General features: G+C 44.4%; 32 protein-coding genes. 23 read left to right on the top strand and 9 right to left on the bottom strand.

Going from position 1 to position 25,660, the window contains the following annotated elements:
- Nucleotides 1–32 precede the first annotated feature (32 nt).
- Both ytvI and AR337_RS00320 read right to left on the bottom strand, forming a co-directional pair.
- Entirely contained in the window at nucleotides 33–1,091 is a 1,059-nt protein-coding gene (gene ytvI / locus AR337_RS00315; protein WP_059170018.1) for a sporulation integral membrane protein YtvI, read from the bottom strand.
- A 159-nt stretch (nucleotides 1,092–1,250) separates the two neighbouring features.
- Nucleotides 1,251–1,610: a YugN family protein gene (locus AR337_RS00320; protein WP_059170019.1), complete on the bottom strand. Its 360-nt coding sequence runs from the start codon at nucleotides 1,608–1,610 to the stop codon at nucleotides 1,251–1,253.
- 204 nt (nucleotides 1,611–1,814) lie between these two features.
- Between AR337_RS00320 and AR337_RS00325 the strand changes: the two genes are divergently transcribed.
- Nucleotides 1,815–2,249, top strand: a complete 435-nt coding sequence (locus AR337_RS00325) for a CBS domain-containing protein (RefSeq protein ID WP_059170020.1) — start codon at nucleotides 1,815–1,817, stop codon at nucleotides 2,247–2,249.
- Nucleotides 2,250–2,438: 189 nt separating this feature from the next.
- On the top strand, nucleotides 2,439–3,515 hold the full coding sequence (locus AR337_RS00330) for a CAP domain-containing protein (RefSeq protein ID WP_059170021.1): 1,077 nt from the start codon (nucleotides 2,439–2,441) through the stop codon (nucleotides 3,513–3,515).
- A 337-nt stretch (nucleotides 3,516–3,852) separates the two neighbouring features.
- Here the strand turns inward: AR337_RS00330 and AR337_RS00335 are convergent, their stop codons facing one another.
- Entirely contained in the window at nucleotides 3,853–4,248 is a 396-nt protein-coding gene (locus AR337_RS00335; protein ID WP_059170022.1) for a hypothetical protein, read from the bottom strand.
- A 4-nt stretch (nucleotides 4,249–4,252) separates the two neighbouring features.
- A complete protein-coding gene (locus AR337_RS00340) occupies nucleotides 4,253–4,753 on the bottom strand; it encodes a PaaI family thioesterase (RefSeq protein ID WP_156424267.1) in 501 nt (166 codons plus the stop codon).
- Nucleotides 4,754–4,888: 135 nt separating this feature from the next.
- Between AR337_RS00340 and AR337_RS00345 the strand changes: the two genes are divergently transcribed.
- The 3 genes from AR337_RS00345 to AR337_RS00355 all read left to right on the top strand — a co-directional run bounded on the left by AR337_RS00345 (nucleotide 4,889) and on the right by AR337_RS00355 (nucleotide 6,102).
- Nucleotides 4,889–5,302: a YlbD family protein gene (locus tag AR337_RS00345; protein ID WP_059170023.1), complete on the top strand. Its 414-nt coding sequence runs from the start codon at nucleotides 4,889–4,891 to the stop codon at nucleotides 5,300–5,302.
- A 14-nt stretch (nucleotides 5,303–5,316) separates the two neighbouring features.
- Nucleotides 5,317–5,556, top strand: coding sequence for a YlbE-like family protein (locus AR337_RS00350; protein ID WP_059170024.1), 240 nt, complete (start codon nucleotides 5,317–5,319; stop codon nucleotides 5,554–5,556).
- 105 nt (nucleotides 5,557–5,661) lie between these two features.
- Nucleotides 5,662–6,102, top strand: a complete 441-nt coding sequence (locus AR337_RS00355) for a YlbF family regulator (RefSeq protein WP_059170025.1) — start codon at nucleotides 5,662–5,664, stop codon at nucleotides 6,100–6,102.
- Nucleotides 6,103–6,208: 106 nt separating this feature from the next.
- Here AR337_RS00355 and AR337_RS00360 read toward each other — a convergent pair whose 3' ends face one another.
- Entirely contained in the window at nucleotides 6,209–6,541 is a 333-nt protein-coding gene (locus AR337_RS00360; protein WP_059170026.1) for a hypothetical protein, read from the bottom strand.
- A 141-nt stretch (nucleotides 6,542–6,682) separates the two neighbouring features.
- Here AR337_RS00360 and AR337_RS00365 point away from each other — a divergent pair, with 141 nt between their 5' ends.
- The gene (locus tag AR337_RS00365) at nucleotides 6,683–6,958 is read left to right on the top strand and encodes a YlbG family protein (RefSeq protein WP_059170027.1); all 276 of its coding nucleotides are present in this window, start codon (nucleotides 6,683–6,685) and stop codon (nucleotides 6,956–6,958) included.
- Nucleotides 6,959–7,428: 470 nt separating this feature from the next.
- Here the strand turns inward: AR337_RS00365 and AR337_RS00370 are convergent, their stop codons facing one another.
- Complete coding sequence (locus AR337_RS00370) at nucleotides 7,429–7,818, bottom strand: hypothetical protein (protein WP_059170028.1); 390 nt, start codon at nucleotides 7,816–7,818, stop codon at nucleotides 7,429–7,431.
- 375 nt (nucleotides 7,819–8,193) lie between these two features.
- Here AR337_RS00370 and rsmD point away from each other — a divergent pair, with 375 nt between their 5' ends.
- Both rsmD and coaD read left to right on the top strand, forming a co-directional pair.
- Nucleotides 8,194–8,775 (top strand): 16S rRNA (guanine(966)-N(2))-methyltransferase RsmD, encoded by a 582-nt coding sequence (rsmD, locus tag AR337_RS00375; RefSeq protein WP_059170029.1) that lies wholly within the window; start codon nucleotides 8,194–8,196, stop codon nucleotides 8,773–8,775.
- Nucleotides 8,768–9,250, top strand: a complete 483-nt coding sequence (gene coaD / locus AR337_RS00380; RefSeq protein WP_059170030.1) for a pantetheine-phosphate adenylyltransferase — start codon at nucleotides 8,768–8,770, stop codon at nucleotides 9,248–9,250. Before rsmD ends, coaD begins: the two co-directional genes overlap by 8 nt.
- Before the next feature lie 68 nt (nucleotides 9,251–9,318).
- Here the strand turns inward: coaD and ylbJ are convergent, their stop codons facing one another.
- Nucleotides 9,319–10,536, bottom strand: coding sequence for a sporulation integral membrane protein YlbJ (gene ylbJ, locus AR337_RS00385; RefSeq protein WP_059170031.1), 1,218 nt, complete (start codon nucleotides 10,534–10,536; stop codon nucleotides 9,319–9,321).
- Nucleotides 10,537–10,810: 274 nt separating this feature from the next.
- Between ylbJ and AR337_RS00390 the strand changes: the two genes are divergently transcribed.
- The gene (locus tag AR337_RS00390; RefSeq protein ID WP_059170032.1) at nucleotides 10,811–11,593 is read left to right on the top strand and encodes a patatin-like phospholipase family protein; all 783 of its coding nucleotides are present in this window, start codon (nucleotides 10,811–10,813) and stop codon (nucleotides 11,591–11,593) included.
- A gap of 1 nt (nucleotide 11,594) precedes the next feature.
- Complete coding sequence (locus AR337_RS00395) at nucleotides 11,595–12,632, top strand: SepM family pheromone-processing serine protease (RefSeq protein ID WP_059170033.1); 1,038 nt, start codon at nucleotides 11,595–11,597, stop codon at nucleotides 12,630–12,632.
- Here AR337_RS00395 and AR337_RS00400 read toward each other — a convergent pair.
- On the bottom strand, nucleotides 12,629–13,864 hold the full coding sequence (locus AR337_RS00400) for a nucleotidyltransferase (protein ID WP_059170034.1): 1,236 nt from the start codon (nucleotides 13,862–13,864) through the stop codon (nucleotides 12,629–12,631). The two genes, AR337_RS00395 and AR337_RS00400, sit on opposite strands and share 4 nt — an antisense overlap.
- Nucleotides 13,865–14,096: 232 nt before the next feature.
- Between AR337_RS00400 and AR337_RS00405 the strand changes: the two genes are divergently transcribed.
- The 4 genes from AR337_RS00405 (at nucleotide 14,097) to AR337_RS00420 (ending at nucleotide 16,427) form a co-directional block, all read left to right on the top strand.
- Nucleotides 14,097–14,627, top strand: coding sequence for a DUF177 domain-containing protein (locus AR337_RS00405; RefSeq protein WP_059170035.1), 531 nt, complete (start codon nucleotides 14,097–14,099; stop codon nucleotides 14,625–14,627).
- A gap of 81 nt (nucleotides 14,628–14,708) precedes the next feature.
- Nucleotides 14,709–14,882 (top strand): 50S ribosomal protein L32, encoded by a 174-nt coding sequence (gene rpmF / locus AR337_RS00410; RefSeq protein ID WP_053366094.1) that lies wholly within the window; start codon nucleotides 14,709–14,711, stop codon nucleotides 14,880–14,882.
- 95 nt (nucleotides 14,883–14,977) lie between these two features.
- The gene (locus AR337_RS00415) at nucleotides 14,978–15,733 is read left to right on the top strand and encodes an enoyl-CoA hydratase/isomerase family protein (protein ID WP_059170036.1); all 756 of its coding nucleotides are present in this window, start codon (nucleotides 14,978–14,980) and stop codon (nucleotides 15,731–15,733) included.
- 88 nt (nucleotides 15,734–15,821) lie between these two features.
- Nucleotides 15,822–16,427 (top strand): RsfA family transcriptional regulator, encoded by a 606-nt coding sequence (locus tag AR337_RS00420; protein WP_059170037.1) that lies wholly within the window; start codon nucleotides 15,822–15,824, stop codon nucleotides 16,425–16,427.
- Between the two features lie 75 nt (nucleotides 16,428–16,502).
- Here AR337_RS00420 and AR337_RS00425 read toward each other — a convergent pair whose 3' ends face one another.
- On the bottom strand, nucleotides 16,503–16,976 hold the full coding sequence (locus AR337_RS00425) for an N-acetyltransferase (RefSeq protein WP_059170038.1): 474 nt from the start codon (nucleotides 16,974–16,976) through the stop codon (nucleotides 16,503–16,505).
- Between the two features lie 318 nt (nucleotides 16,977–17,294).
- Between AR337_RS00425 and AR337_RS00430 the strand changes: the two genes are divergently transcribed.
- The 9 genes from AR337_RS00430 (at nucleotide 17,295) to ftsL (ending at nucleotide 25,626) form a co-directional block, all read left to right on the top strand.
- Nucleotides 17,295–18,623, top strand: coding sequence for an acetyl/propionyl/methylcrotonyl-CoA carboxylase subunit alpha (locus tag AR337_RS00430; protein WP_059170039.1), 1,329 nt, complete (start codon nucleotides 17,295–17,297; stop codon nucleotides 18,621–18,623).
- Between the two features lie 65 nt (nucleotides 18,624–18,688).
- A complete protein-coding gene (locus AR337_RS00435; RefSeq protein WP_059170040.1) occupies nucleotides 18,689–18,901 on the top strand; it encodes an acetyl-CoA carboxylase biotin carboxyl carrier protein subunit in 213 nt (70 codons plus the stop codon).
- Nucleotides 18,902–18,911: 10 nt separating this feature from the next.
- Nucleotides 18,912–20,453 (top strand): acyl-CoA carboxylase subunit beta, encoded by a 1,542-nt coding sequence (locus AR337_RS00440; protein ID WP_059170041.1) that lies wholly within the window; start codon nucleotides 18,912–18,914, stop codon nucleotides 20,451–20,453.
- Nucleotides 20,454–20,620: 167 nt separating this feature from the next.
- Nucleotides 20,621–21,511: a 2-dehydropantoate 2-reductase gene (locus AR337_RS00445; RefSeq protein ID WP_059170042.1), complete on the top strand. Its 891-nt coding sequence runs from the start codon at nucleotides 20,621–20,623 to the stop codon at nucleotides 21,509–21,511.
- Nucleotides 21,508–21,903: a DUF3397 domain-containing protein gene (locus AR337_RS00450; RefSeq protein ID WP_059170043.1), complete on the top strand. Its 396-nt coding sequence runs from the start codon at nucleotides 21,508–21,510 to the stop codon at nucleotides 21,901–21,903. The genes AR337_RS00445 and AR337_RS00450 overlap by 4 nt, the downstream gene beginning before the upstream one ends.
- Nucleotides 21,904–22,003: 100 nt before the next feature.
- Entirely contained in the window at nucleotides 22,004–23,638 is a 1,635-nt protein-coding gene (gene bshC, locus AR337_RS00455; protein ID WP_059170044.1) for a bacillithiol biosynthesis cysteine-adding enzyme BshC, read from the top strand.
- 148 nt (nucleotides 23,639–23,786) lie between these two features.
- A complete protein-coding gene (gene mraZ, locus AR337_RS00460; RefSeq protein ID WP_059170045.1) occupies nucleotides 23,787–24,218 on the top strand; it encodes a division/cell wall cluster transcriptional repressor MraZ in 432 nt (143 codons plus the stop codon).
- Nucleotides 24,219–24,279: 61 nt separating this feature from the next.
- Nucleotides 24,280–25,212 carry a 16S rRNA (cytosine(1402)-N(4))-methyltransferase RsmH gene (gene rsmH / locus AR337_RS00465; RefSeq protein ID WP_059170046.1) on the top strand — a complete coding sequence of 311 codons (933 nt, stop codon included), beginning with the start codon at nucleotides 24,280–24,282 and terminating at the stop codon, nucleotides 25,210–25,212.
- Nucleotides 25,213–25,269: 57 nt separating this feature from the next.
- A complete protein-coding gene (gene ftsL, locus AR337_RS00470; protein ID WP_059170047.1) occupies nucleotides 25,270–25,626 on the top strand; it encodes a cell division protein FtsL in 357 nt (118 codons plus the stop codon).
- The last annotated feature ends 34 nt before the right edge of the window (nucleotides 25,627–25,660 follow it).

The raw sequence follows: 25,660 nt of genomic DNA on the forward strand, positions 1-25,660 counted from the left end.
GAAAACAGGCAGCGATTAGCTGCCTGTTTTCTTTATAGCTTAAAGTTGAAGTTGACAATACCCGCTTCCCTTGCGGAAGTTAGTGCTACCACTAGAATTGGGCCGAACACAATTCCAGGAACGCCAATAATTTTGAATCCAAGATACATTGCTGCCAAAGTCAGCAAGGGAGAAAGGCGTAAGTGGCCTCCCAGCAACTTTGGTTCAAGAATATGCCTCGTTGTTATCAATACGGCTGCAAGCAGAGCCAGTTCAATTGCAAGGAGAGTATTCCCCAATAAAAGGGCAAATAAGGCCCATGGCCCTAATACAATAATCGAACCGATTATCGGAATGAAATCAAAAATCCAAACCAGGATAGCGGCAAAAACAGCCGCTTCCGGAACAATTAAATATAGTCCCAGCATCGAAATAGCGAAAATAAGCACACTGACAAGGAGCTGGGCCTTGATAAAGCCAAGCATAATATAGGAAAGCCTGGAAAACATAGCATTCACTTTTCCAGCGGTCCGTTCAGACAAATGCTTTTGGATTCCATTCCGCAGTCTAGGGATATCGACCATAAACAAGAAAAGGGCAACCAGATAAACTAAAAAGGATATCAGAAGGTTAGGCACGTTTGTAAGCAAGTCTCTAATATTCGTGATATTCACATATTCGAGCAAAACATTTTTAATGGCAGTTATAAATTTGTCGAGCTGGCCTGTAATCTGAAGGACGATTGCTTCGGGTAAATCCTTTGCGGCAAGGGTGATTGATTTCTTCGCTTCAATCCAGTAGGATGACAGCTTGTTGACAAATGCTGGCATATGGTTTACTGCAATCAAAGCTTCGGTGATGGCCTTTGTCGCCACATAGTATCCCGCAGAAGCTACAATGAGAACAAATAAAGTAAATACCACGAGTACTGAAAGATTCCTTTTCAGCCCAAGCTTGGCACCAGCCAATCGAACAGCTGGCTCGAGCAGGATAGCGGTTATTAAAGCCATGATTAGGGGAATGGAAACCGGCAGGATAAAGTATAGTGCAATGGCCGCGCCTATTATGCCAAAAAGCCATGCAACTCTTCTTTTAGTAAAAAAAGCTGTCAATTGTTTGTACCGTCCTTATGAAAGATGAAATATCCGTTCTATTAATTATAGCTTTAAATAGGGAAAACGAACAATAGCGGCTTTAATAAAAAAAGCCATAAAAAAAAGGCGCATGAATGAATGCGCCTTTTGCGGCTTGTAGAAGTGAAATAGAGTACCCTATTCTGCAAACGGTTCAATTTCTTCTTTTAATCGATCGAGCAGGTTCTTGCATTGATTTACCAGGGAAGCAGGAAAATGTTCTCCTTCTCCATATTCAACACCATGAGGGTAGTAATGTTTTCCGAGTAGTGGAGGCATAAGCTGTATCAACGCTCTGCTTGAATCGACATCTCCCTCAACAGCGTATCCCCGCACCCTTAAATAATAGGTTCCGTCCTTCAATTCGTATTTTTTATCAAATGTTACTCTTTCATAATCCCACTGGCCTTCCCGTACCAGGCCATGGCTTAGCATTACATCATCAAGTCTTCCAAGGTCTGCCTTCAGGTTTTCAATTCCGGTATTTTCAAATTTCACTTTTAATATCCCCCTTTAAAACATGCCCGTAACTATTTTTTCCGGCAATTAAGCTCTTTTTTATAATAGTGTAAATGAGGGGAATATGCAATGAATTCACTTGGAAGATACACCCGTTTTGGAATAATGATGGAGGCTAAAGAGAAAGATAAACGAGAGGAAGGTATTTAACCAACAACCAATTCATGGCGGGAGGAAATAAGGATGGAAAAAGTCGGCGATATTATGACTGAAAATGTTGAAACATGTTCAATCCTAGATAATATGTATGAAGTAGCGGTCAAGATGAAGGGTTTGAATGTTGGCGCAATCCCAGTGATTGACGATGAAAAATTGGTAGGCATCATAACGGATAGGGATATTGTTATAAGAGGAACGGCAGAAAAGCATCCAGGATCAACGAGAGTGGAGGATATAATGACTGAAAAGCTTTACACGATTTCTCCAGATGCTACAACCGAAGAGGCTGCGAGGATAATGGCCGAGCATCAAATCCGCCGCCTGCCGGTAGTCGAAGGGGACAAGCTTCTAGGAATTGTTTCGTTAGGCGATTTTGCTGTAAGGGAAAAGACAGATGATCAAGCAAAGGGAGCCCTCTCGGAAATCTCCGAATCAAATTATAATGGAGTACAGCATTAGGGAAAAAGGCGCATTCGAAGCGCCTTTTTTTATTTCCATCCAGTTGTGATAGTTGTAAAAATATTGGTGGTTTACGTAATATTGTTAAGAATTTGTTATAATTTAAAGGATGTCTATGAACGCAGGGAATACTGGTGATATAATTATTTTGCCTATATATATATAAATATAGATAATCGGGAAGGGGGAATGGTCCTGAAGGCACTTTTACGGATACTTATACTATCTACTGTCTTTCTGACTATTGGGTTTTATGTAAGCCAGGATAATACAGGATATAAAGACTCGCTTATTAGAGAGGAACCTGTTCCCGAGCCTGAAAAGCCAGCCCAAAAGCAAAAAGGGGGGGCCACAGGCTATGGAATTCCTGACCGGCCCGATAAAGGACTGTCAATTCTAATTGGGAAGACTGTTGCGGAAGTGGAAAAAGTATTGGGAAACCCGCAAAGGATTGACAAATCCAGCTATGATTACGATTGGTACATATATAATCTTTATCTGGATAAATATATCCAAGTTGGTGTGCTGGATAACAAGGCAGTAACCATTTATGCAATGGGCCGTGATACAAACGTTGCACCTTTTGCGATTGGTAACCCGCTTGAAGAAATATTCACTTCATTCGCCATCCATACAAATATAACAATTGACTACGGCGGCAATGCATATAGGCTTGAACTGAATGATACTGATGTCAATACGATGCCTCTCATACAACTTGGGGATATATTCGCTCAGCTTTACATCGATAAATTTAATGGGAGCTTATCGAGTGTCCGATTCCTGGATGCTGAAACACTTATTAAGCAGAGGCCCTACGAAGTAGCATACAGGGGAACGTTGATTGAAGCGAAAGCTTTAGCGGATGAAGACTGGCAAGAGGTAGAGGTAGGAGCCGAGAAACAAATCTTTGATTTATCCAATGTATTGCGAGTCCGCCACGGGCTTGAACCATTAAAGTGGGATGAAAAAACCGCCCAAGCAGCCTATGGACACAGTGTCGATATGTATGAGACGAATTCCTTTTCCCATATTTCGAAAGAATACGGGAATTTATCCGACCGACTGAAAAAGGCCAAGGTCGTTTACCAAGCGGCTGGGGAGAATATAGCGGCGAATTATATTGATGCCCCCGCAGTGGTCGAAGGCTGGCTAAACAGCAAAGGCCACCGTGAATCACTCCTCAACGGGGATTTCACCCATTTGGGCGTTGGGGTATACCGCAAGTATTACACACAAAATTTTATTCAGAAGTGGCTTGAATAAAGAGGAGGATGGTCAAGTAAACTGGCCATCCTCCTTTTTATCGGAAGGCAGGCCCGTCCTCGGAAATGCTCAATAATCCTCAATTATCCTCAATTATCCTCAATTATGCTACCGCATAATTTCGTGCGAGGATTATTCACGGATGTTTTTCCTTGGTGCTACCGCATAATTTCGTGCGATGTAAATTCGCTGAAGCCTTCCTTTGTGCTCGCATTTCCTTCGTGCGTGGGCGAATTCAGGGATGCCCTTCAGTGTCCTGCAGGAACCGGTTTAATCTGTTCGGCGCTGACAACTAGGGAAATCTCCCGAAAATAATCATCGCAGGGACAAATGTTTTTTACTTGTCCTGAAGGCGCTTGCGCATCTTGCTCCCTTGATCGGCAGCTTCAACCCTGTTGGCATGAAACCAGTTTTTTTCCCAGCTGCCATAGATTCGGAGCTCCTGGCCAACCCGATAATCTTTGATGGCCGCTACCTTTGTCAGGGGGGTAATGATTTTTGCCTTGATCTGCCCCATATCCGCCTTAATCATCAGCTCCTGGACAATTATGTAGCGATGATAATAAAAACGTTGCTTCTCCTGGAAAATGGATGTTATCGTGCCATTTACAACTGCCTCTTCGTTTGCTGTTGCAGTTTGAAGCCACCTTTTTTCATTCTCTTTAGCTTCCTTTAGGGTCAGCCATAAGAAGTAGAGGCAAATGATAGGAATTAGGATTGCTGTAACCATCAATAAATCACTCTCCGCTGCTTACCTTCTTTTCAACAACAAAGAAACTGCCTGTGGCTTGTGCTGCCTTTTTGCCGTCTTTCCGAAACACCTCGGCGCTGACAACCATAGTGTTTTTCCCATGATGGGCGATTTCAGCCCTGCAGCGGAGTGTATCACCAATTCCAGGTGCGAGGTAATGGATATTTAATTGGGATGTGACAGCCCCGAAGCCCGCAGGTACGAGCGTATTTGCGAGTGTCCCCATTGCCGAATCGGCCAATGTTGCCGTGATGCCTCCGTGGACAATCCCCAAGGAATTGTAGAGGGCGGGATTGATTGGAATGGTTACCTCCCAAATGGAATCATCAGGTGTTTTTTCATAATGCAGCATTCCGCCAATATACGTGGAAGATTTCCCTTCAAGCTTTTTTTTCATCCCTCTTATGACATGTTCCAATGCCTTTAGGTCTGTTTCGTCCGCATTCTCCATATACTCTTTCAAAAGCTGTTCCAGTTCATTTTTCAAGTTGTTCTCTCCTTTTCTCCCCTAAATAGTACCATCTCGAACAAAATTTTTATAGTTTTAATAATTGGGCCATCACCAACCGCTTTTTTGCACATATCGTAATATAGGCATGTAAAAAAAGGAGGGGAAGTACCAATGGCGGGAGAAAAGCTGCATCCTTCTGTAAACAAGTTCAAGGAATTTGTTACGAACAATCCTCATATTGCCAAGGAAGTAAGGGATGGGAATGCGACATGGCAGCAATTGTATGAGGAATGGTACTTGCTTGGAGAAGATGATCCGCGTTGGAAGAATTCATTAGAATCACAAGAGACTGCCGCAGATAAAACAAAAGAAGAAGGGGGGAAGGCTGAACTTGTTAAAAATTTTATGAATATGGCAAAAAAAATGGACGCGGCTCAATTGCAGGGGCATCTCTACAATCTAAGCCAGGCACTTGGTGCAATTCAGGGGCTGATCGGCCAGTTTCAAAGCAGTCCTCCCCCTCAGCAGCGGGCATCGCATCAGGAAACCATTCCGCCGCAGCCATTTCCATTCCGTAAAGACTGATTGGGGGGAAGCAAATGAGGATGGAAGTGATGGATTATATTGAGGGAAGAACGGATTTAAAAAAATTCCTCAGGGACCAGCCGCTTTGGTATAGGAAACTGTCGCGGAATCCACAGGATTTGGAAGCATTCGAAACAGCCTCCTTATACTACTACGAGAAAACAATCCCACACAGGGTTGCAAAGTTTTCCAATGGGGTACAAATGGCTTCAATGATGTTTCAGATGCTCCAAAGCATGAAAAATTCGAACTAGTAACTTAATTATTCTTCTTTAAAGTGGGAAAACAATGGGTAACAACGGAAAGATTTCACCTTTTCCCTGTCTTCATGGTAAAATGGCAGTGGAGGTGGGCGAATTTTGATCGCGACTACTGAAAGAGTTGAATTGCTTGAAAATGCCGAGCACTTAGGCAAAATGGTTATAGAATCCGACGTTGCCGAGCAGTATCGGCATTGTTTATATAAATTGCGTACAAGCCGTGAATCCCAAAATAAAATTTCGCGTTTTGTGAAATTGAAGGACCTTTATGATGAGGTTCAGCGATTCGGCAAATACCATCCTGATTACAAAACCATCATGATGCAAATCAGGGAAGCGAAACGCGAGATGGACCTTGATGAGAGGGTTGCCGAATTCAAGAGGGCTGAAAATGATCTCCAAGCCCTCCTTGATGAAATCAGCGTCCTTGTAGGTGCATCCGTTTCAAAACATATAAAAGTCCCAACAGGCAATCCGTTTTTTGACACCGGTTCAAGCTGCGGCGGCAGCTGTGGTACTGGGGGAGGCTGCGGTTGCTAGGAGGCAATTCAATTCATTGAGCTAAAATGCAAGATTGCGGGCCGGCAAAAGCCGGCCCTTTTTTGTCTTTGTTCATACCCCACAGCACCGTCAAAGCACGGCTACTCTAAAAAAAACGATCCGGTACAAATCGGACACAGTCCAAGCATAGATTCCCGCAGCAAAACATTTTTCGCTGGGGAACGAAAAAACGGTGGCGAAAGACAAGAAAGCTGGCGTCGGATCTGACAAAAACAGTTTCGCTGCTGAGCCTTTTACCTTTCATTGTTTCAGAGGAGCAAAGCCGCAAGCCTTTCTCAATACCGTTGCGGGTACCAGTTTCAGCTGGATAAATAAAGAGAAATGGAATGCCGGCAATTTTCTTCATTTCAATCGAGGCTACCCCAGGCAAACCGCCTGCCTTTTTAACAAAAATATCATAAATGGAATCGAGCTCCATTGGCAGATCTCCTCTCCGGAATATCATATTCTTTCTATTATATTCTGAAGTTTACCCATTCTTGTTGCCCGTCCGATTGATTTAACATGTTTTTATATGCTAGACTAATAAGAAACACCGATTATGAAGGGGAAAAAATATATGTTTGGGCAAAGGCAAGGTTTAGTGGTTTGGCTTTATACGTTAAAGCAGGCCAAAATGCTGAGAAGGTTCGGAAATGTCCATTATGTTTCCAAAAAGCTTAAATATGCTGTCATCTACTGCAACCAAAATGAAATTGAGACAATCATGGAAAAATTGCAGTCGTACTCCTTTGTGAAAAAAGTGGAGCCTTCCTACAAACCATTTGTTAAAATGGAATATGAAAACTCGGCACCTGATAAGGCCAAGGAATACGATTATAAAATGGGTATTTAAGATTGCGATAAAGTGAGGGGCAGTTTCCCTCACTTTTTGTATTCTCTAGGAAATTTTATAATAGATCATTGTAAATAACTCGAAATGAGTTATATTAATCCAGCTCCACCAGAATAAGCTTCGGAAGCATTAACCTCGCACGAAGAAAAAGCGTTAGCTTTTTCGAGGAGCGCCTAGCCCCTCGAGGTCATAAGCCGGTTCCCTCCGGAGGGCAGGCCCGTCCTCGGAAATCCTCAATTATGCTGCCGCATAATTTCGTGCGATGTAAGTTCGCTGAAGCCTTCCTTTGTGCTCGCATTTCCTTCGTGCGTGGGCGAATTCGGGGATGACATTCAATGTCCTGCTGGCCCCGTCTTATGCTGGTCGGGGCTGACCACTAAGGAAAGCTCCTTAGAATAATCATCGCAGGGACAGGCGTTCTTTGCCTGTCGCGAAGGTGCTTGCGCATTTTGTTCTTGCCTCCACTCCTATTAATTGAGCGGGGGGAGGAAGTGGTTAAGGCGGAGAATGCCGATTAGCTGCTGATAGTAAAGCTCCGGTTCCGCAAAAAAGGGGGATGGTTTGATAGATAATTCGCATATTGTATTTCCTAGTCTGTTAGCCGTTTCCTCAAAAAGGGAATACCTTTTGCTCGGCAAGATCCGTGGATTTGGGATTCCTTCCCTGCAAATGTAAATAGGCTGGAATTTTCCTTCCCCAGCGGGATTTAAGATGATTGCCACTGATGTTACTTCTCTTTGGTTGATTACCGTATGCAGTGCAAGCGTATGCTTGATTCGGTGAGAATTTGTTTCTGCAATTGCAATCAATTCATAAATATCCCCGTACCCACTGCCAAGTTCGATGAAACGCTGTATCACACTGTACGCCCCTTTTCTATGTTCCCTTTGTTTTCTTTCCTTTACATTAGCATAACGCCAATTTTGGAAAAAGAAAAAAACCCTGCAGGAAAACCTGCAGGGTCCTTCTATATCCCAACAGGGACAGAAGGCAAAGGGAGAGGAGAAACCGGAGGAAGAACTTATGGGGAAACGTAAGTCTTCTCTGCGGTTGGCAACAACATCCTCGAATTGATGTTGTTAGTACCATTATTTCCATTGATGGGAAGGTTATACACACTTTACCTTAAAAATTTTATGCCTTAAAAATCGCTTGCTATAAATTTGATTTGGCTGCTTGGGCCAATTGTGTTAGGATTATGGACAAAAGTATATACGAATTTGCGGTGATAATCGATGAGAGTCGTATCAGGAATGTGCAAAGGCCGCCAGCTAAAAGCTGTACCTGGCACTGGAACTAGGCCAACGACCGATAAAGTGAAGGAAGCCATCTTCAATATGATTGGCCCTTATTTTACGGGCGGGAAGGGACTGGACCTTTTTGCTGGGAGCGGTGGGCTTGGGATAGAAGCCTTGAGCAGGGGATTTGATAAAGTTATTTTTGTTGACAGAGATCCAAAAGCGGTTATGACGATTAAAGAAAATGTTAAGGTATGTTCCCTTGAGGACAAGACCGAAGTTTTCCGGACGGATGCCGAAAGGGCCATAAAGGCGTTAATGAAACGGGAATTATCTTTTGATTGTATTTTTCTTGATCCTCCTTACAAGAAACAGCAGCTCGTTTCACTTCTTGAACAGATTGTTTCGGGAGGCAGGCTGAATGATGGAGGAATGATTGTATGTGAGCATAGCAAGGATGTTGCTTTGCCTGATCATGTTGGAAGCCTTGAAAAAATAAAAAGTGAGATTTACGGAATTATTGCTATAACTATTTATGCTTATCCCCATTCGGTTCAGGAGGAGAATGAAAATGGCTAGCATAGCAGTTTGTCCGGGCAGCTTTGATCCGGTTACATATGGCCATCTCGATATTATTAGAAGAGGTGCAAGGGTTTTTGATGAGGTGTACGTTGTTGTCCTGAACAATTCCTCGAAAAATCCGTTGTTTTCAGTTGAGGAACGGATTTCACTTATACACGAGGTAACGAAAGATTTAAAAAATGTAAAAGTTGACTCCTTTCAGGGGCTGCTTGTCGATTATGCAAAAAGCGTGAATGCCGGAGCTATCATCCGTGGGCTAAGGGCAGTTTCCGATTTTGAATATGAAATGCAGATCACATCGATGAACAGGGTCCTTAATGAAAATATCGAAACATTTTTCATCATGACCAATAATCAATATTCTTTCCTTAGTTCCAGTATTGTTAAGGAAGTCGCCAAATATGGTGGGAAGATATCAGAGCTGGTACCTCCATTTGTTGAAGCGGCCTTAATAAAGAAATTTGACCTATAAATAAATGAATGAAGCCGGGCCATCAAGCGCCCGGCTTTTTCAAATCCTTTCGTTTACATGATCGGATTTTACAGGCCCCGTGATTGCCTGCTAAATAAAATGGCTATGTAAATGGCCAGTGCGGTTAGGGTAATTAGCGGGCCGGCATCCATTAGCAGTGAATAGGAATTGGCCAGCAGCAAAGTCTCCCCTTGAAAGAACACTGGAACCGCATCTAGCGGGGCGGTTGATTCAGAAAACCTGGAATAGAAAGGTTCCCACAATAATAATGAGAATGCTCCGGCAAAACACCCATGCATAATCCTGGCAAAGAAAAAGGGCTTAAACCGGATATCCGTTTGTGCAAGGATGCTCGCAACCTGAGCTTGAACACTGAAGCCGCTGAATGCGAGAATAAAGCTCGTAATGATTGCCTGTTGTCTAAGCGTTGCTTCCTGTACCTGGCTGGTTAGCTGGCTCCCTAGTGTAATTTCAAACAGGCCTGAAATAAAAGGAATGCTTAGCATTTCCGGAAAGGCGATGGATGTGAACAGTAAATCGACCCCTTTTGCTAGAAAGGCGGTTATGTGCAGGTGAAAAAGAAGCTTGTTTACAACAGAAAACAATATGATAAAACCGCCAATCATAAGAAGTGTCTGGATAGAAGAAGTAACGGCATCCCCCAGCAGCTTCCCAATGGGCCTATTGTCTTTTATCCGTGTCCTGTGCAAAGCGGCAAGGGCTGCTCTGATTTTAAATTTTTTGTGGCGGCCGCTCCTTGTCCTATGTTCATCTTTCCCATAAAATCTCATAAGCAGGCCTACAGCTATATTTCCAAGGTAATGGGAAATAGCGAGAATTACTCCAAGCTGAGGATTGTGGAAAAAGCCTACCGAAACAGCTCCGAAAATAAAGAGGGGATTAGAGGAGTTGGTGAACGAAGCCAGCCTTTCCGCTTCAATTCGTGTAAGGCTCCCCTCCTGCCTTAGCCTAGCGGTAAGCTTCGCCCCGGCGGGGTAACCGGATGCCATGCCCATGGCCCATACGAAGCCTCCGACCCCTGGCACTTTAAAAAGTGGCCTCATTAAGGGTTCCAGCAGGACACCAATGAATTTTACCACTCCAAAGCCAATCAGCATTTCCGATATAATGAAAAAAGGAAGCAAGGAAGGAAATACAATTTTCCACCACATATTCAGGCCCCGAACGGATGCTGAAAACGATTCCTGAGGAAAAGCGATTAAAGAAGCTGCCATAATGGTAACCGAAGCTGCAAGGAGAATTGTTTTTACTTTTGAACGGGACATGACTGGCCTCCTTCAAAAAACGAAGTCGATGGTATAGTTGCAAAAAGGAGAAATAGAATACAAAAAATTCATTCTCATAAAATCAATCAGCGGGTTTCGGACAGAAAAAGCCAATAGCATAAGCCTTGTCCCTGTAACACAATATACTCATAGAATGGTGATTTAGACCATAAGATTGTAGGAGATTTTCACATGGCTGAAATGTCAAAAAGAAGTGTGGAAAAAGGATTTTTCGAGAATAGAAAGGAAGTTTTAGCCGGGGAGGCAGGTCGCTATGGCTCCAAAAGTAGGATTGGCGTTAGGCTCGGGGGGAGCCCGAGGATTTGCGCATTTGGGGGTTTTGAAGGTTTTGCGTGATGAGGGCATTCCGATAGACATGATAGCTGGGAGCAGCATGGGCGCGCTTGTTGCTTGCCTTTATGGAACTGGAATTGATTTGGAACGTTTCTATAAATTATCCATTTCCTTCAAACGGAAATATTTCCTTGATTTTGCGGTCCCGAAAATGGGGTTCATCGCCGGGAAGAGGGTAAAAGAGTTTATCAGGCTCTTTACGCATAATAAAATGATTGAGGAACTGGACCTGCCCGTTGCAATTGTCGCTACCGATTTAATGAGTGGAGAAAAAGTGGTTTTTAAAAAGGGTCCCGCTGCGGAGGCGGTCAGGGCAAGCATATCCATACCGGGCATTTTAATTCCAGAAAAAATTGACGGGCGGCTGCTTGTTGATGGAGGGGTCGCGGACAGAATACCAGTATCCGTTGTAAAGGAAATGGGTGCGGATATTATCATTGCCGTTGATGTTTCAGGCTTTCAGAGAAATGCCGAAATTAACTCCATTTATGATGTAATTATGCAAAGTATCGATATTATGCAGGCCGAACTTCTTAAAAACCGTGAAATAGAGTCGGATGTCATGATTCGGCCCAAGGTTGGCAGATTCAGTTCTCGAGCCTTTACCAATATAGATGAGATTATTAAAATAGGGGAGGAAGAGGCTCTAAAACAAATAGGCCCAATCAAGGATGCCATTAGGCGCTGGAAGGAGCAGCAATAGAATGCACAATAAACATCTTAAAATCCCTTATGTACTCACGGCAATCTTGATAGTGGCAAGCATGTTTTATACATTGCCCTATTATGTATCAAAACCCGGGCTTGCAAAGGAGCTAGAGCCAATCATTACCGTGGAGGGGGGCCATCCCGAAGAAGGCAGCTTCATGCTTACAACCGTTCGCATGGGAAAGGCAAATATCTATACTTATCTGCTGGCCAAATTCAGCAAATACCAGGAAATTTACCCGATTGGGGACATTCTTCGCAAGGGTGAAAGCGAAAAGGATTACAACACAAAGCAGCTCCATTTGATGGATAGTTCCAAAACCTATGCCATAGAGGCTGCCTATAAAAAAGCCGGAATTCCAGTGGAATACAGATATAAAGGCGTCTATATAATGAGCATTGTACCAGGCATGCCTGCCGAGGGAAAGCTTGAGACGGGAGACCGGCTTATGAGCGTGGATGGAAAAACCCTGAAGTCGAGGGACGGGCTTTTCGAGCACCTTGCTTCAAAAAAAGCGGGGGATAGTGTAGAACTTGTGTATACCCGGGATGGAAAGAAGCATAAAGAGAACCTTAAGCTCAAACCTTTTGAAGATCTCCCTGAAAAAGCCGGGATTGGGATCGAGCCTGTTGATGACAGGGAAATCATAGTCTCCCCAAAAGTAAAGGTGAAAACCGATGAAATAGGGGGGCCATCTGCTGGGCTGATGTTCGCCTTGGAAATATACAATCAGCTTACAAAAGAGGATTTGACGAAAGGATATCAAATTGCCGGGACAGGTACGTTAGCCGATGGAGTTGTGGGACCGATCGGCGGAATTGAACAGAAAATTGTTGCCGCCGACAAGGCTGGAGCAGAGTATTTTTTTGCCCCTAATGAAAAAGGAGCAAAGGATTCGAACTATCGCGCGGCGGTCAAAACAGCAAAGGACATCAAGACGGACATGGTGATCGTGCCTGTAGACACGTTCGATGAGGCCGTTGCCTACCTAGAAAAGCTTAAACCGAAAAAAAGGAAAAGGATGAGGCGTTAGCGCTCCATCCTTTTTTCAATAAGTATTGGCGGTTGGCTGTATTCCATTTTTAATAGAGTTTGTCCTTTGCTCCCCGGGAGGCCCAAGGAATAGGCGGCAGATGCCCGGATATCCAGCCCAATTTCCGATTCAGAAAAGGATGAGAGTTTTGATACGATAGGAAGGGGAAAGGTCCCTTTCCTTTTGTTTAAATACTCCCTGCCCCGAGTCGTCATGCCGAGCAGCCGCAGATAACCGGCACGCTGGATTCCTGACGACATTTCTGTTTTTTTGGCATTAACCAATATATGTGTGCATAGCCGCTGAATCCTTGTCCATGTATACCGTTTCGTTTTTACGCGTTCCATGAATTCTTGGAAGTTTTCCGACTTAAAAGCGGCTTCAATCAGCCTGTTTTCGAGGCCTTCCTCTGCTTCATAAACAGAGCGGAGTTCATCGAGAGTGCTTTGGAGTAAACGGTATTTAAGAAGCTGCCAATAGGTTTCCCACTGATGAAGTTTCCCGAAATCTTCGATATATTCATTTAGGACTTTAACGGACGGGATAGGCATATATTGCTCGATTGCTGCTGTTCCGCCGTCTCCTCCGTTTGAAAACAGGGCCTTTCTTAGACTGGTCGCGCTGGCGATAGTAGCTGAAGAAAAATCTTCATCATGATAATTTGCATTTTTCCTTCTTACAGTAAGGGGTTTCATTGCACTGTTTTGTTCAACAATGGATTTCACATAATGGTAGCCAAGAATATTGTTGGGCTCAGACAACGAGATGATGTCCGGAGGAGGATTCAATCCGAGCAATGCCAGCGAAGCGGCCTTTGGGTAGCTTACCCCGGTGTTTATATAGTTTTTAATTAAAAGGTCATAGGCTGCCTTTTCTTTTTCTAGAAATTGAACGGTTTTTCCGAATGCGGGAGCTTCACCTGATTCGCTGCCAAAACAAAGGAATGAGCAGCCGGCCGCATCGAGAATTGACACAGCGCCTGAAGCAAAAGCCTCCGCCTTCTGGGTGCTGAATTTGTAGGGCAATTCAAAAACAATATCCACGCCATTCAATAATGCCATTTTCGTCCTGGCCCATTTGGATACCAGAGCAGGTTCGCCCCTCTGCAGGAAGTTTCCGCTCATGGCGGCAATGACGATGTCAGCACCTGATACTTCCTTGGCAGATTCGAGATGATAGAGATGCCCATTATGAAATGGATTGTACTCCACTACTACTCCAACCGCTTTCAAATAATAACCCCCCGTCACAAATGTATATGTTTATAATAAATCAGCCAGGCTCCGCAGTAAAATGCGAGTTTAGGCGAAAAGGTTTGTGCGTGTTATTTAAGGTTAAACTAAAAATAGTAACAGTTTCCTTAGAAAAAGCAGCTTGTACAAGCCTATGCAGGTGTAAAGAAAAAATATTGACAAATGGTTTTATGGGAGCTATAATTACCTTTGTTGCCTTGGGGTGATGAAAATGAAATGGACAATAAACCAGCTGCAAAGAAGCCGGAATAAGGAATTGTCAATTGATGAAATGGTCCGCGTTGATGATATCAAAGAAATTGAATCATCGATTAGAGGCGTTTCCCCGATCCATGTAACGGGACGGGCTGATATCGGGTCTGCGAAGGCAGTGTTCCATATCAGAATAAAAGGCCATTTGGTCCTGCCTTGTTCACGGACATTAGTTGATGTGAATTATCCAGTTGATGTCGAAACGACTGAGACATTCCTCTTCAATCTTTCTGGATTTGAAACCGAAACCGAAGAGGAAGCCCATCAGGTTAAGGGGGATATCATAGACTTAATGTCTGTTATCAAGGAAATTCTGTTGCTTGAAGTTCCAATCCAGGTGTTTTGCGATGATGCCAACATCGAAGGGGCTGCTCCGCAATCCGGGAAGGATTGGGAAGTTGTCCAGGAGGAAGACAAAAGCAATAGGATTGATCCGAGGCTTGCAGGACTCGCCAAGTTTTTTGACGACAACAAATCTTCCGATTCATAATCGGCACAAAAGAAGCAAAATGAAGAACCAGCATATCTGGCCTTCATAACTTTCTTAATACTCTTTAAGGAGGTGGGAAGAATGGCTGTACCTTTTAGAAGGACTTCTAAAACTGCGAAAAGAAAGCGTCGCACTCATTTTAAACTAAATGTTCCTGGTATGGTGGCATGCCCGAATTGCGGAGAAATGAAGCTTGCTCACCGCATTTGCAAAGCTTGCGGAACATACAAAGGGAAAGAAGTTGTGAACGACTAATTTTCCGTTCGAACAAGCACAAGGGATTCATCCCTTGTGCTTTTTTCGTATTCAAGGCATTGTAAAACATAAAGTGTCCCAGGGAGGCAAATTAGATGGCATACTCGATAAAAAAATTGGATGGCGGTATTCTCCTGTTCACGATTGAAAGGGAAGAAAAGCGGAACGCCATCAACTATAAGGTCATGGATGGCCTTTCCTTGCTTATTCAAGAAGCACGGAAGGAAGACATTAAGGCGATTGCCTTAACAGGGGCTGGAAAGCTTGCCTTTTGTTCCGGAGGAGATTTGTCGGTATTTCATTCGCTTAATACGAAACAGGAAGCCTTTGCGATGCTCTCCAAAATGGCCGAAATCCTTTATGGCCTTTCAGTTATACCAAAGCCAACCGTTGCGATTCTTAACGGAACCGCCGTCGGGGGAGGGTGCGAACTTGCCTCAGCCTGTGATTTTCGGATAGCGAAAAAAGGAATTAAAGCGGGTTTTATCCAAGCGAAACAAGGGATCATTACCGGCTGGGGAGGCAGCTCCATTCTTGCGGAGAAAATTCCCGGGCCAGCAGCTTTAAGGATGTTATTGGAAGCGGAACCCAGCCTCGTTGAGGAACTGTCTGAAACTGGGTTTATCGACAGTGTTTTTGATGGTGAACCTGTAGAAGCAGGAATTAAATTTCTGGCCCCTATGCTTAGGCATGAGGCTGCGGTTCTAGAAGCCTATAAACGTGTACTCATATCCAAATGGGAGGCAGTCCGGCTGCGTGAGAGGATTGAAAAAGAAGTCGATATGTGTGCCACACTTTGGGAAAGCGAAGCGCATCACCGCCAGGTTGCCGCATTCCTAAAAAAAGGCTGAAACAACAAGCAATTCTATCCCGCAGGTACTATTCTATCTTTTCTACTACATGCATATGTATGAGTAAAACGATAGGAGGGATGCAAGGATGTCTTCGACACGCCAGGATGCATGGACCGCGGATGAGGATTTGCTGCTAGCAGAGGTGATTCTTAGGAATATTAGGGAAGGCGGCACCCAACTGCAGGCATTTGAAGAGGTGGGAAGGCAGCTTTCCCGCACTCCAGCAGCCTGTGGATTCAGATGGAATTCCCATGTCCGGAAACAATACAGGGCTGGGATTGAACACGCAAAGAAACTGCGTAAGGAAGGCAAAAAGCAGAGTGTTCAAGAGGTAAAAAATGATCCTCCAGTACCCATGGCTAAAGAGGAAGAAAACCGTGGATCCGGGGGTGGATCACCCTATGATTTTAAAGCAATCCTTTCCTATTTGGGACAGCTCTATGAGGCGGCAGGAAATTCGGTTTCAAATGCGGATGGATATAAACAAGGCCTCGCTAGGATTGAAGAGCTGGAACATGAAAATGAGAGGCTGCTTAAAGAACTAATCCAGGTGAGAGACGATTACCAATCCCTATTGGAAATTCTCGATAAGGCCAGGGCAATGGTAACAGGCAAGGAAATGTCTTTGCAGGTTCAGCAAAAAGCGAAGTTCCAGGTCGATAAGTTCGGAAACCTGGAACGAATTGAGTAAAACGAATAAGAAAAAGGGCTGCATGGACATCATGCAGCCTTTCTCAATCTTTAGCGGAGCAACTCATAGAGGGGATTAATGGTGCTGTGCGGTTACACCTTCCGGATACCAGACAAGCGGGTTTTCCCCACGGTCCCTTTCGACCTCGTAAACAACATCGGTGAAGCCGTGCTTTTCCCAAAAGCCTTTAGAATCGACACGAGGGTTTGTTTTAATTGGATAACCGTACTCTTTGGCAAACTTGACGAGTGCTGTTCCGTATCCTTTGCCTTGATAGTCTGGAAGGACCTCAAGTTTCCACAGTTCAAGGTACGTCTGAGCAGGCTCGAAGTAGCGGTCGAATTTTGAATCGACCTTATAAAGGCTCATCCGCGCTACCAGTTTATCACCGAAATAGATGCCATAAAAGGGCGATTGGCTATCATTTTCGATAATATTGGCTTCCAGGTCCTCAAGCATGGACAACTCCTGGATTCCATACTCTTTGAACCTTTTAAATTCCTCCAGCGTTTTGTAATTGACCTTAAGCTTTTCAACTTTTCCCGGCACGTTGATACCCCCTAAAAAATACCCTCTTTATTTCAATTCCGTAGGAAAGAAACAGGGAAGATGTGTATTATTTTTATTTTGACACTCTTATTATATATCAAAAATACAAAAAATTCTGCACCTAAGATTAATATCGCAATTTCAAAATTTGCAGGATATTCAGAGTATATGGTAGAAACATAGTATAGGGAATTATTAATCCTTGAAAAAGTCTGAATCCGCTTTCATGCATGTGGGCCTTTCAGGTTCATGGGAAAAGTGTTGCATAAAAAATATTCCAGAGCATTCATCGGGAAAAGTGGAAGAAAGGGGTATAGTGTGCGGAGGATTTTAATTGCGAACAGGGGCGAGATTGCCCTAAGGATTATAAAAACGTGCGAGAGGATGGGAATTGAAACAATTGCCGTCTATTCTGATGCCGACGAGGGCCTTCCTTATGTTAAGGCGGCCACAGAATCTGTACGGATTGGGGAACCGCCCGTCGTAAAATCGTATCTTCAGGCTGACGTGATTATCGATTTGGCGAAACGGATGGGGGCGGATGGAATTCACCCTGGATATGGTTTTTTATCCGAAAACGCGGAATTTGCCCAACTGGCGGAGCAGGAAGGGATTACATTTATTGGTCCAGATCCAGAAACAATCCGGCTAATGGGAGATAAGGTTGCTTCGAGGAGCTCAATGGAAAAAGCAGGGGTCCCGGTGGTTCCAGGGAGTACAGAGGGAATCGAAACCCTTGAAGAAGCGCTTGCGGCTGCCGGTAAAATCGGCTACCCCGTGATGCTGAAGGCGTCCAGCGGCGGTGGCGGAATAGGTATGGTTAAATGCTCCGGGGAGGAAGAGCTTGAAAAATCTTTTTCATCCATAAAGGCAAGAGCGAAAGCCTATTTCGGCTCTGATGGGGTATTTTTGGAAAAATTCATTAAAAATGCGAGGCATATCGAAGTTCAGGTTTTTGGAGACCGCCACGGAAATATTGTCCATCTATTTGAAAGGGACTGCTCCGTCCAAAGGCGGAATCAAAAGGTGGTTGAGGAAAGCCCGTCTCCATTCCTCTCTGAAGGGACAAGGCAAAACCTTTTTGAAACCGCTATCATAGCGGCGAAAGCAGTCAAGTACAAGAATGCCGGGACAATTGAATTTATTTTTGATGAAGAAGAGAATTTTTACTTCCTGGAAATGAACACCCGGCTTCAGGTTGAACACCCCGTCACAGAGGAAATAACAGGAATCGATTTGGTTGAATGGCAGATTAGGGTTGCACGCGGCGAAGCGCTTCCGGTTAATCAAAACGGGATTACCTCATCTGGCCACGCAATTGAGTTTCGCCTATATGCGGAAGATCCAGTGAAGTTTCTCCCATCCCCCGGAAAGATAGAAGAATTTTCATTCAGTGAAGGAGATGGGATCAGGATTGACTCCGGGTATGGCAAGGGAGATACCGTAACTCCTTTTTATGACCCAATGATAGCCAAATGCATTTTCTTCGGGGACAGCAGGGAGGAAGCTCTATCCAGGGCCAGAAGTTTTTTTGGAAAACTGGAAATTAGCGGCATCAAAACAAATGCGCTCCTATTCAAGGAAATAGTGGATAATCCCCAGTTTGTGAAAGGGAATTATACGACTGCGTTTTTGAGCAAACGTTAGCGATTGAACGAATATCTCAGTAACAAAACAAATAACTAGGTTATTAAGAGATGGAGGAAGCAGGAATGAAGGAAATCGTATCTTCTATGGCAGGGACTGTATTTAATATTTTGGTAGCCGTGGGTGATGAAGTTAACGAGGGACAAACAATCATCGTTTTAGAATCAATGAAAATGGAAATTCCAATCGAAAGTACGGCCAGCGGAAAAATTGGCGAATTAAGGGTGGCCATCGGAGACTTCGTAAATGAGGGCGATGTTTTGGCCACGTTCGAATAAGGAGGAACTTATGCAGGGAACTAGTGGTATTCAGCAGAAATTATTTGAAAATAGGAAGGTTGCCGAGGCAGGGGGCCACCAAAAATACCATGAAAAGCTGAAGGAACAGGGAAAGCTTTTCGTCCGCGAACGGCTGGAATTGTTGTTTGATAACGGTGAGTACGAGGAGGATGGGAAGTTCGCCAACAATATGGCGAAAGGCCTTCCGGCGGATGGAGTCGTGACAGCTATTGGCAAGGTTGGAGGCCAGACGGTATGTGTCATGGCCAATGATTCCACTGTAAAAGCCGGATCCTGGGGTGCAAGGACCGTTGAAAAAATCATTCGGATCCAGGAAACGGCTGAAAAGCTAATGGTTCCGCTTTTCTACTTGGTGGATTCGGCAGGGGCGAGAATTACGGACCAGCTTGATATGTTTCCGAACCGCCGCGGCGCGGGAAAAATTTTTTATAATCAGGTGAAGCTTTCGGGGATGATACCCCAAATCTGCCTTTTGTTCGGTCCGTCTGCAGCTGGCGGTGCGTACATACCGGCATTCTGTGACATTGTCATCATGGTGGATGGAAATGCATCCATGTACCTTGGGTCCCCAAGGATGGCCGAAAAAGTAATTGGCGAAAAGGTTACGCTTGAAGAAATGGGCGGAGCGCGCATGCACTGTACGGTGTCCGGGTGCGGTGATGTCCTCGCAGCTTCGGAGGAGGAAGCGATTGAAGCTGCGAAAAAATATCTCGCCAACTTCCCAGCGAATTTCAAAGAAAGGCCCAAAGTGTGGGAACCTTCTGCTCCACTTGAGGGGAGAAGCCTTGAGGCCATTATTCCAGAAAACCAAAATGCCCCCTTCGATATGTACGAAGGGATCAATTCCCTGATTGATGCAGATAGTTTTTTTGAGATTAAAAAGCTTTTTGCCCCGGAGCTAATAACAGGACTAGCCCGGATTGGAGGAAGGACTGTCGGAATCATTGCCAACCAGCCAAAGGTAAAAGGCGGAGTGCTGTTCGTTGATTCGGCAGATAAAGGAGCGAAATTCATCCAGCTATGCGACGCCTTCCACATTCCGCTGCTCTTCCTTGCCGATGTTCCGGGTTTCATGATTGGAACAAAGGTAGAAAGAGCGGGAATCATACGCCACGGAGCGAAATTGATTGCGGCGATGAGCTCCGCGACAGTTCCTAAAATATCGGTCATTGTCCGGAAGGCGTATGGAGCAGGGCTATATGCGATGGCGGGACCAGCGTTTGAGCCGGATGTCTGTATCGCTCTCCCTACAGCGCAGATAGCCGTTATGGGACCAGAAGCGGCCGTAAACGCGGTTTACTCAAATAAAATCAATGAAATTGAAGACCCGAAGGAACGGATTGCATTTGTCCAGGAGAAACATCAGGAATACAAGGAACATATCGATATTTACAGATTAGCTTCGGAACTGATTGTTGACGAGATTGTCGCCGCTTCCGAGTTAAGGGATGTTTTGATTAAACGGTTTGGCTACTATGAAACAAAGGAACTGAACTTCAGTACAAGAAAACATCCGGTCTATCCCGTTTAGGCCGAATCTATGGGCTTTCCCGCCATTGTGCCGGGAAAGCCTTTCGTTCTTTAAGCCCTGATTTGGCCGGATTGGACCAGAATACTAAATCAAAAAAACTAATTTTCGGTACAAAGGTCCTGTAATTTGGTAAAATGTAGGCAAAGATGAGATAGGGTGAATTTACTATGAAAATTGGGATAGTCGGTGGGGGCTCAATTGGTTTATTGTTCGCTGCTTATTTACATCGCCTCTTTAAGGTAACACTCTATACTAGGACAGAAAGACAGGCGGATGAAATAAATCGTGATGGCATAAGGCTCTTAAACGGGATAGGTCCATTAAGGGCAGCTGTACGCGCGCAGGTGCTGGGCAGCGGGGTGATGGAAAATGACTTGACAATCGTCGCCGTAAAGCAGTACCAGCTGGAGTCGTTGATTGGGGATTTGCCTGATACAGGCGGATTTCTTTTTCTCCAAAATGGCATGGGCCATTTAAAACTGTTGGAAAAAATGAAAGCTGAAACTATTTACGTCGGCTCCGTTGAACATGGGGCTTCAAGGGAGACTTCTACATCGGTGAGCCATAACGGCATGGGGGTTACACGGGTGGCGGTTTTCAGGGGCAATCCCGATTTGCTTAAAAAGGTTTCTGACGCCCTCTCTGAAAAATTCCCTTTCCATATTGAACCCGATTACTATGAAATGCTGTCCGGGAAGCTGGCCGCCAATGCTGTAATCAATCCCCTTACGGCAATCCTAGGGGTGAAAAATGGAGAACTTGTTCAAAACAGCCATTTTGAAAGTCTGTTGGAAACGTTATTTAAAGAAGTTGCGGGTATTTTGGATTTCAAGGATCACCATTCCGTGCTTTTGAAGGTAAAGGGCATATGCAAAAATACTGCCGAAAACAAATCTTCCATGCTGAAAGATTTGGATAGTGGAAGGCAGACCGAGGTAGACGCCATCATTGGATACCTATTGGAGCAAGCAAAGTCCAAAGGGATGGAAGCGCCGCTTTTGAATGCCTATTACGAAATAATCAAAGGAAGAGAACTGGCTGGGGGGGTAAAAGGTTGAGTACGATTCTATCATCCATTTTCGCATTGTTCATTTTCCTCCCCCTTTTGGGTTATTTAATTGTTTTTGCAATAAGCAAGCCGATAACCGGAAATCACCGCCGATCTGTCGGGCTCGCCCTTGATGCCACAACCTTCCTGTTAGTCATTTCGGTCCATTTTTTAATTATGACAATCTGGGAAAGCTCTCTCCTTTGGCTTATATTACTTATTCTTTTATTCGCTGGGATGCTGTCCGCAATCATTCAATGGAAAATCAAAGGGGAAGTTGTACTGCGGAAAGTATTCAAGGGTTTTTGGAGATTTACTTTTTTGCTGTTTTTTATTGCCTATGTCGGACTGATTTTATTTGGCCTTGTCGAGAGGGCGATCATGGCGGTCCAGGCATCCTAGCGCCAGAAAAGAAAAAACAAAGCAAAGTTTTTTTCCTTCGATGGTGTTAATGCTATACTCATATGGTATGACAATTGTTTAATCAGAAAGGAAGTACTATATGGAGGTTTCAAATCTCTTACTGCCAGCCACCAATCGATTTGCTTCGGACTATCTGCAGCAGTCGGATGATGTGACGGCATTTTTCCATTATACATATAAGGAGCCTGGAACATACAAGGAAAGAGTTGAAGAATTGCTTTCTAGAGATTTTCCAAGAGAGCAGTTGGCTGGGCATATTGAATCTTATATGGCCAGGTTCCAGGAAAGCCATGAAACGAGCAAATCCATCGAAAAATTGATGCGCCAGGATAGTGTTGTCGTAATTGGCGGCCAGCAGGCAGGAATTCTGACCGGGCCGCTTTATACAATACATAAAGCTATATCCGTTATTCAGCTTGCCCGTAGGGAAGAAGAAAAGCTGGGGGTGCCAGTCGTACCGGTGTTCTGGATTGCGGGCGAGGACCATGATTACCAGGAAGTCAACCATATTTATGTGCCTACAGAAACAACGGCGGAGAAATGGAAATTCCCGCAGAAAGTGTTCGGAAAGAAAATGGTCTCCGATATAGAGATTGACCAGGAGCTATGCCGCTCATGGGTCTCTAATTTGATTGCCCATTTCGGGGAAACTGCCCATACAAAGGAATTGGTCGGCCTCATTGACGAGTCACTGGAGAAATTTCCCGCCTTCACCGATTTTTTCGCATCAATCATCCTTCACCTGTTCAGGGACTCGGGCTTACTTTTGGTAGATTCGGGTAACAAAGAGCTGCGCCAAATCGAAAGCGGGAAATTCGAGGCGCTTATCAAAAGCCATGCCGCCATCTCCGAATGCTTGTCAATCCAGCAGGAAGCCATCCGGAAAAAAGGCTTTCCGAACGCCATTGAAACAACGAAGCATTCTGCAAACCTCTTTTATTATGAACCGCGTCTAACCGAGAGGGTACTCCTTGAGTATGATCCGGGAAGGGAGCTGTTTACCGGAAAAAATGGGGCTGTCTCGTTTACTCAGGATGAATTGCTTCAAATAGCAAGGGAAGAACCACACAAGCTTAGCAACAATGTCGTAACGAGGCCATTGATGCAGGAATGGCTTTTTCCAGTTTTGGCCTTTATCGGAGGACCGGGAGAAATTGCTTACTGGGCTGAACTCAAGCTCGTTTTTGAACACTTTGGCATGAAAATGCCGCCGCTAGTACCTAGGTTGAATATGACCATTCTCGAACGCCCAGTGGAAACCGACCTCAAAGAGCTTCAGCTCAATATTGCAGAAACACTTAGGCGGGGAACGATGGAAGAGGAAGAAAAATTCCTTAAATCATTGGAGAATCCGGAACTGGAAGAGGCCTTTAAGAAAGCAAAGAAAGAAATTATCGGCCAGTATGAAAATCTTTTGGAGAAAACAGCTGCTTCGGTTCCATCATTGCTCCCTATTTTGAAGAAAAATGAAATGATCGTCCTTTCCCAGGTAGGTTTTTTGGAAAAGAAGCTTGAAGACGCGGCGCGGTTAAAGCATGCAGTTACCCTTAATAAATTCGCCCGGGTTAACCTGGCATTGCGGCCGGAAGGAATCCCCCAGGAAAGGGTATTGAATATCCTCTACTATCTTAATAAATATGGCATCGACTTTGTTTCGAGGCTTTTGAACCTTGAGTATGAATTCGATGGAAGCCATAAATTGATACGCATTTAAACAGTTCACCTAAGGGTGAGCTGTTTTTTTTGACCCTGCCGCAGCGCTTACTCAATGTTATGCCAACTATTTGCCATGAAAAGAAAAAAAGTGTGGAGGAAAGTGGAGGATTGTGGTACATTCAAATTAGAAAGTGGGGGTATTGGGCATGTTCATGGGCGAATATCATCATAACATTGATAATAAAGGCCGCCTGATTGTGCCTTCCAAACTTCGGGACAACCTAGGGGAAATGTTTATCATTACCCGGGGCTTGGATCGATGCCTGTTTGGGTATCCACTTTCTGAATGGAGCCTGATTGAGGAAAAGCTTAAAGCTCTTCCGCTTACAAAAAAAGATGCCCGGGCCTTTACAAGGTTTTTCTTTTCAGGAGCAACTGAAAGCGAAATCGATAAACAGGGCAGAATCAATATTCCGGCTCCTTTACTGGACTATGCGAACTTACAAAAAGAATGTGTGATTTTAGGGGTTTCCAATCGAATTGAAATCTGGAGCAAGCAGATTTGGGAAGAATACTTCCAGGAATCCGAGGATTCTTTTGCTGAAATTGCAGAAAATATGATTGGCTTCGATATTTAAGGGAATTATTATTTTGGAATAGTTTCCGTAAGTATCGCTCGATTGGAAAGGTGGCAAGCAAATGTTTGAACATACAACTGTATTATTGGATGAAGCAGTCGATGGACTGAAAATTAAGCCTGATGGCATCTATGTTGACTGCACGTTGGGAGGCGCCGGGCATAGCCTGAAAATTATCCAGGAGCTTGGAGAAAATGGCAGGCTGATCGCTTTTGACCAGGATGAGACCGCAATCAGGAATGCCCGTGAAAAACTTGCTCCTTATGAAGACAGGCTGACGTTGATTAAAAGCAATTTCCTGCATCTTGAAAGTGGACTCGAGGACCTTGGAATACATAAAGTTGACGGGATTCTATATGACCTTGGGGTTTCATCCCCTCAGCTGGATACACCTGAACGGGGATTCAGCTATCACCATGATGCGCCGCTGGACATGCGGATGGACCGCAGCTCTGATATTTCGGCATACGATGTAGTAAACCACTGGTCGTACGAAGATTTGGTCCGTATCTTTTTCCGGTATGGCGAGGAGAAATTCTCCAAGCAAATCGCCCGGAAAATAGAAGCGGCAAGAGCAAAAAAGCCGATCGAAACGACATTTGAGCTTGTAGAACTCATTAAGGAGGCCATCCCTGCTCCCGCTAGGAGAAAAGGCGGCCATCCAGCGAAAAGAATTTTTCAGGCGATTAGAATCGCGGTGAATGATGAACTAGGCGTTTTTGAAAAATCCTTGGAACAAGCGATTAATTTACTGGCTGAAGGCGGAAGGATATCCGTTATAACGTTCCACTCCCTTGAAGACCGGATTTGCAAAGCCGCATTCAAGCAGGCATCCGAAACGCCTCCTCTTCCACCTGGGCTTCCCATTATACCCGAGGAGTTTAAGCCGATACTTAAATTGATAAACCGAAAGCCAATTTTGCCGTCAGATCTTGAGTTGGAAGAAAACAACAGAGCGCGCTCCGCAAAGCTCAGGATTGCGGAAAAAATTTAAGTAACCAACCACTGAAAGTAATGAGAATAATACACGCAGAAGTTGAGGAGGGAAAGAATGAGCAGTTTAGCAAGAAAACTCCAAGAACAGCAAACCCAGCATACGCAACCGGCGATTCAGCCTGAAAGAAGGAAAGCATTAAGGCATCGGGTTACCCCTGGTGAAAAACTGATTTGGGCGATTTTCGCAGCCCTGCTTTTCTTTGGCGCTGTCCAAATTGTCTCTGCCCAGTCTGAAATCTATAAGGTGAACAAAGATATTCAGGAAATGAAAGTGTCCATTAATGAGCATGAAAGAGCGAATGGGGACTTGAAGGCCCAAGTTAAAGAACTAAGCAATTATGACCGCATTATGGCCAAAGCAAGGGAACTTGGCCTGAAGCTGAACGAACATAATGTCAAGGTTGTGCAATAATAATGGTAAAAAAACAACCAAATATAAACAGAGG

It is taken from the genome of Bacillus sp. FJAT-27445 (assembly GCF_001510665.1).
GTDB lineage: Bacteria > Bacillota > Bacilli > Bacillales > Cytobacillaceae > Bacillus_D.

Excerpts from the sequence above, each read along its gene's own strand:
- AR337_RS00405 (WP_059170035.1), top strand. The coding sequence starts at position 14,097 with ATGAAATGGACAATAAACCAGCTGCAAAGAAGCCGGAATAAGGAATTG.
- ftsL (WP_059170047.1), top strand. The coding sequence starts at position 25,270 with ATGAGCAGTTTAGCAAGAAAACTCCAAGAACAGCAAACCCAGCATACG.
- ylbJ (WP_059170031.1), bottom strand. The coding sequence starts at position 10,536 with ATGTCCCGTTCAAAAGTAAAAACAATTCTCCTTGCAGCTTCGGTTACC.
- AR337_RS00350 (WP_059170024.1), top strand. The coding sequence starts at position 5,317 with ATGAGGATGGAAGTGATGGATTATATTGAGGGAAGAACGGATTTAAAA.
- AR337_RS00420 (WP_059170037.1), top strand. The coding sequence starts at position 15,822 with ATGTCTTCGACACGCCAGGATGCATGGACCGCGGATGAGGATTTGCTG.
- AR337_RS00445 (WP_059170042.1), top strand. The coding sequence starts at position 20,621 with ATGAAAATTGGGATAGTCGGTGGGGGCTCAATTGGTTTATTGTTCGCT.
- AR337_RS00330 (WP_059170021.1), top strand. The coding sequence starts at position 2,439 with ATGGTCCTGAAGGCACTTTTACGGATACTTATACTATCTACTGTCTTT.
- AR337_RS00345 (WP_059170023.1), top strand. The coding sequence starts at position 4,889 with ATGGCGGGAGAAAAGCTGCATCCTTCTGTAAACAAGTTCAAGGAATTT.
- coaD (WP_059170030.1), top strand. The coding sequence starts at position 8,768 with ATGGCTAGCATAGCAGTTTGTCCGGGCAGCTTTGATCCGGTTACATAT.
- rpmF (WP_053366094.1), top strand. The coding sequence starts at position 14,709 with ATGGCTGTACCTTTTAGAAGGACTTCTAAAACTGCGAAAAGAAAGCGT.
- AR337_RS00395 (WP_059170033.1), top strand. The coding sequence starts at position 11,595 with ATGCACAATAAACATCTTAAAATCCCTTATGTACTCACGGCAATCTTG.
- AR337_RS00390 (WP_059170032.1), top strand. The coding sequence starts at position 10,811 with ATGGCTCCAAAAGTAGGATTGGCGTTAGGCTCGGGGGGAGCCCGAGGA.
- AR337_RS00415 (WP_059170036.1), top strand. The coding sequence starts at position 14,978 with ATGGCATACTCGATAAAAAAATTGGATGGCGGTATTCTCCTGTTCACG.
- AR337_RS00440 (WP_059170041.1), top strand. The coding sequence starts at position 18,912 with ATGCAGGGAACTAGTGGTATTCAGCAGAAATTATTTGAAAATAGGAAG.
- AR337_RS00365 (WP_059170027.1), top strand. The coding sequence starts at position 6,683 with ATGTTTGGGCAAAGGCAAGGTTTAGTGGTTTGGCTTTATACGTTAAAG.
- AR337_RS00360 (WP_059170026.1), bottom strand. The coding sequence starts at position 6,541 with ATGGAGCTCGATTCCATTTATGATATTTTTGTTAAAAAGGCAGGCGGT.
- bshC (WP_059170044.1), top strand. The coding sequence starts at position 22,004 with ATGGAGGTTTCAAATCTCTTACTGCCAGCCACCAATCGATTTGCTTCG.
- mraZ (WP_059170045.1), top strand. The coding sequence starts at position 23,787 with ATGTTCATGGGCGAATATCATCATAACATTGATAATAAAGGCCGCCTG.
- AR337_RS00325 (WP_059170020.1), top strand. The coding sequence starts at position 1,815 with ATGGAAAAAGTCGGCGATATTATGACTGAAAATGTTGAAACATGTTCA.
- AR337_RS00435 (WP_059170040.1), top strand. The coding sequence starts at position 18,689 with ATGAAGGAAATCGTATCTTCTATGGCAGGGACTGTATTTAATATTTTG.
- rsmH (WP_059170046.1), top strand. The coding sequence starts at position 24,280 with ATGTTTGAACATACAACTGTATTATTGGATGAAGCAGTCGATGGACTG.
- rsmD (WP_059170029.1), top strand. The coding sequence starts at position 8,194 with ATGAGAGTCGTATCAGGAATGTGCAAAGGCCGCCAGCTAAAAGCTGTA.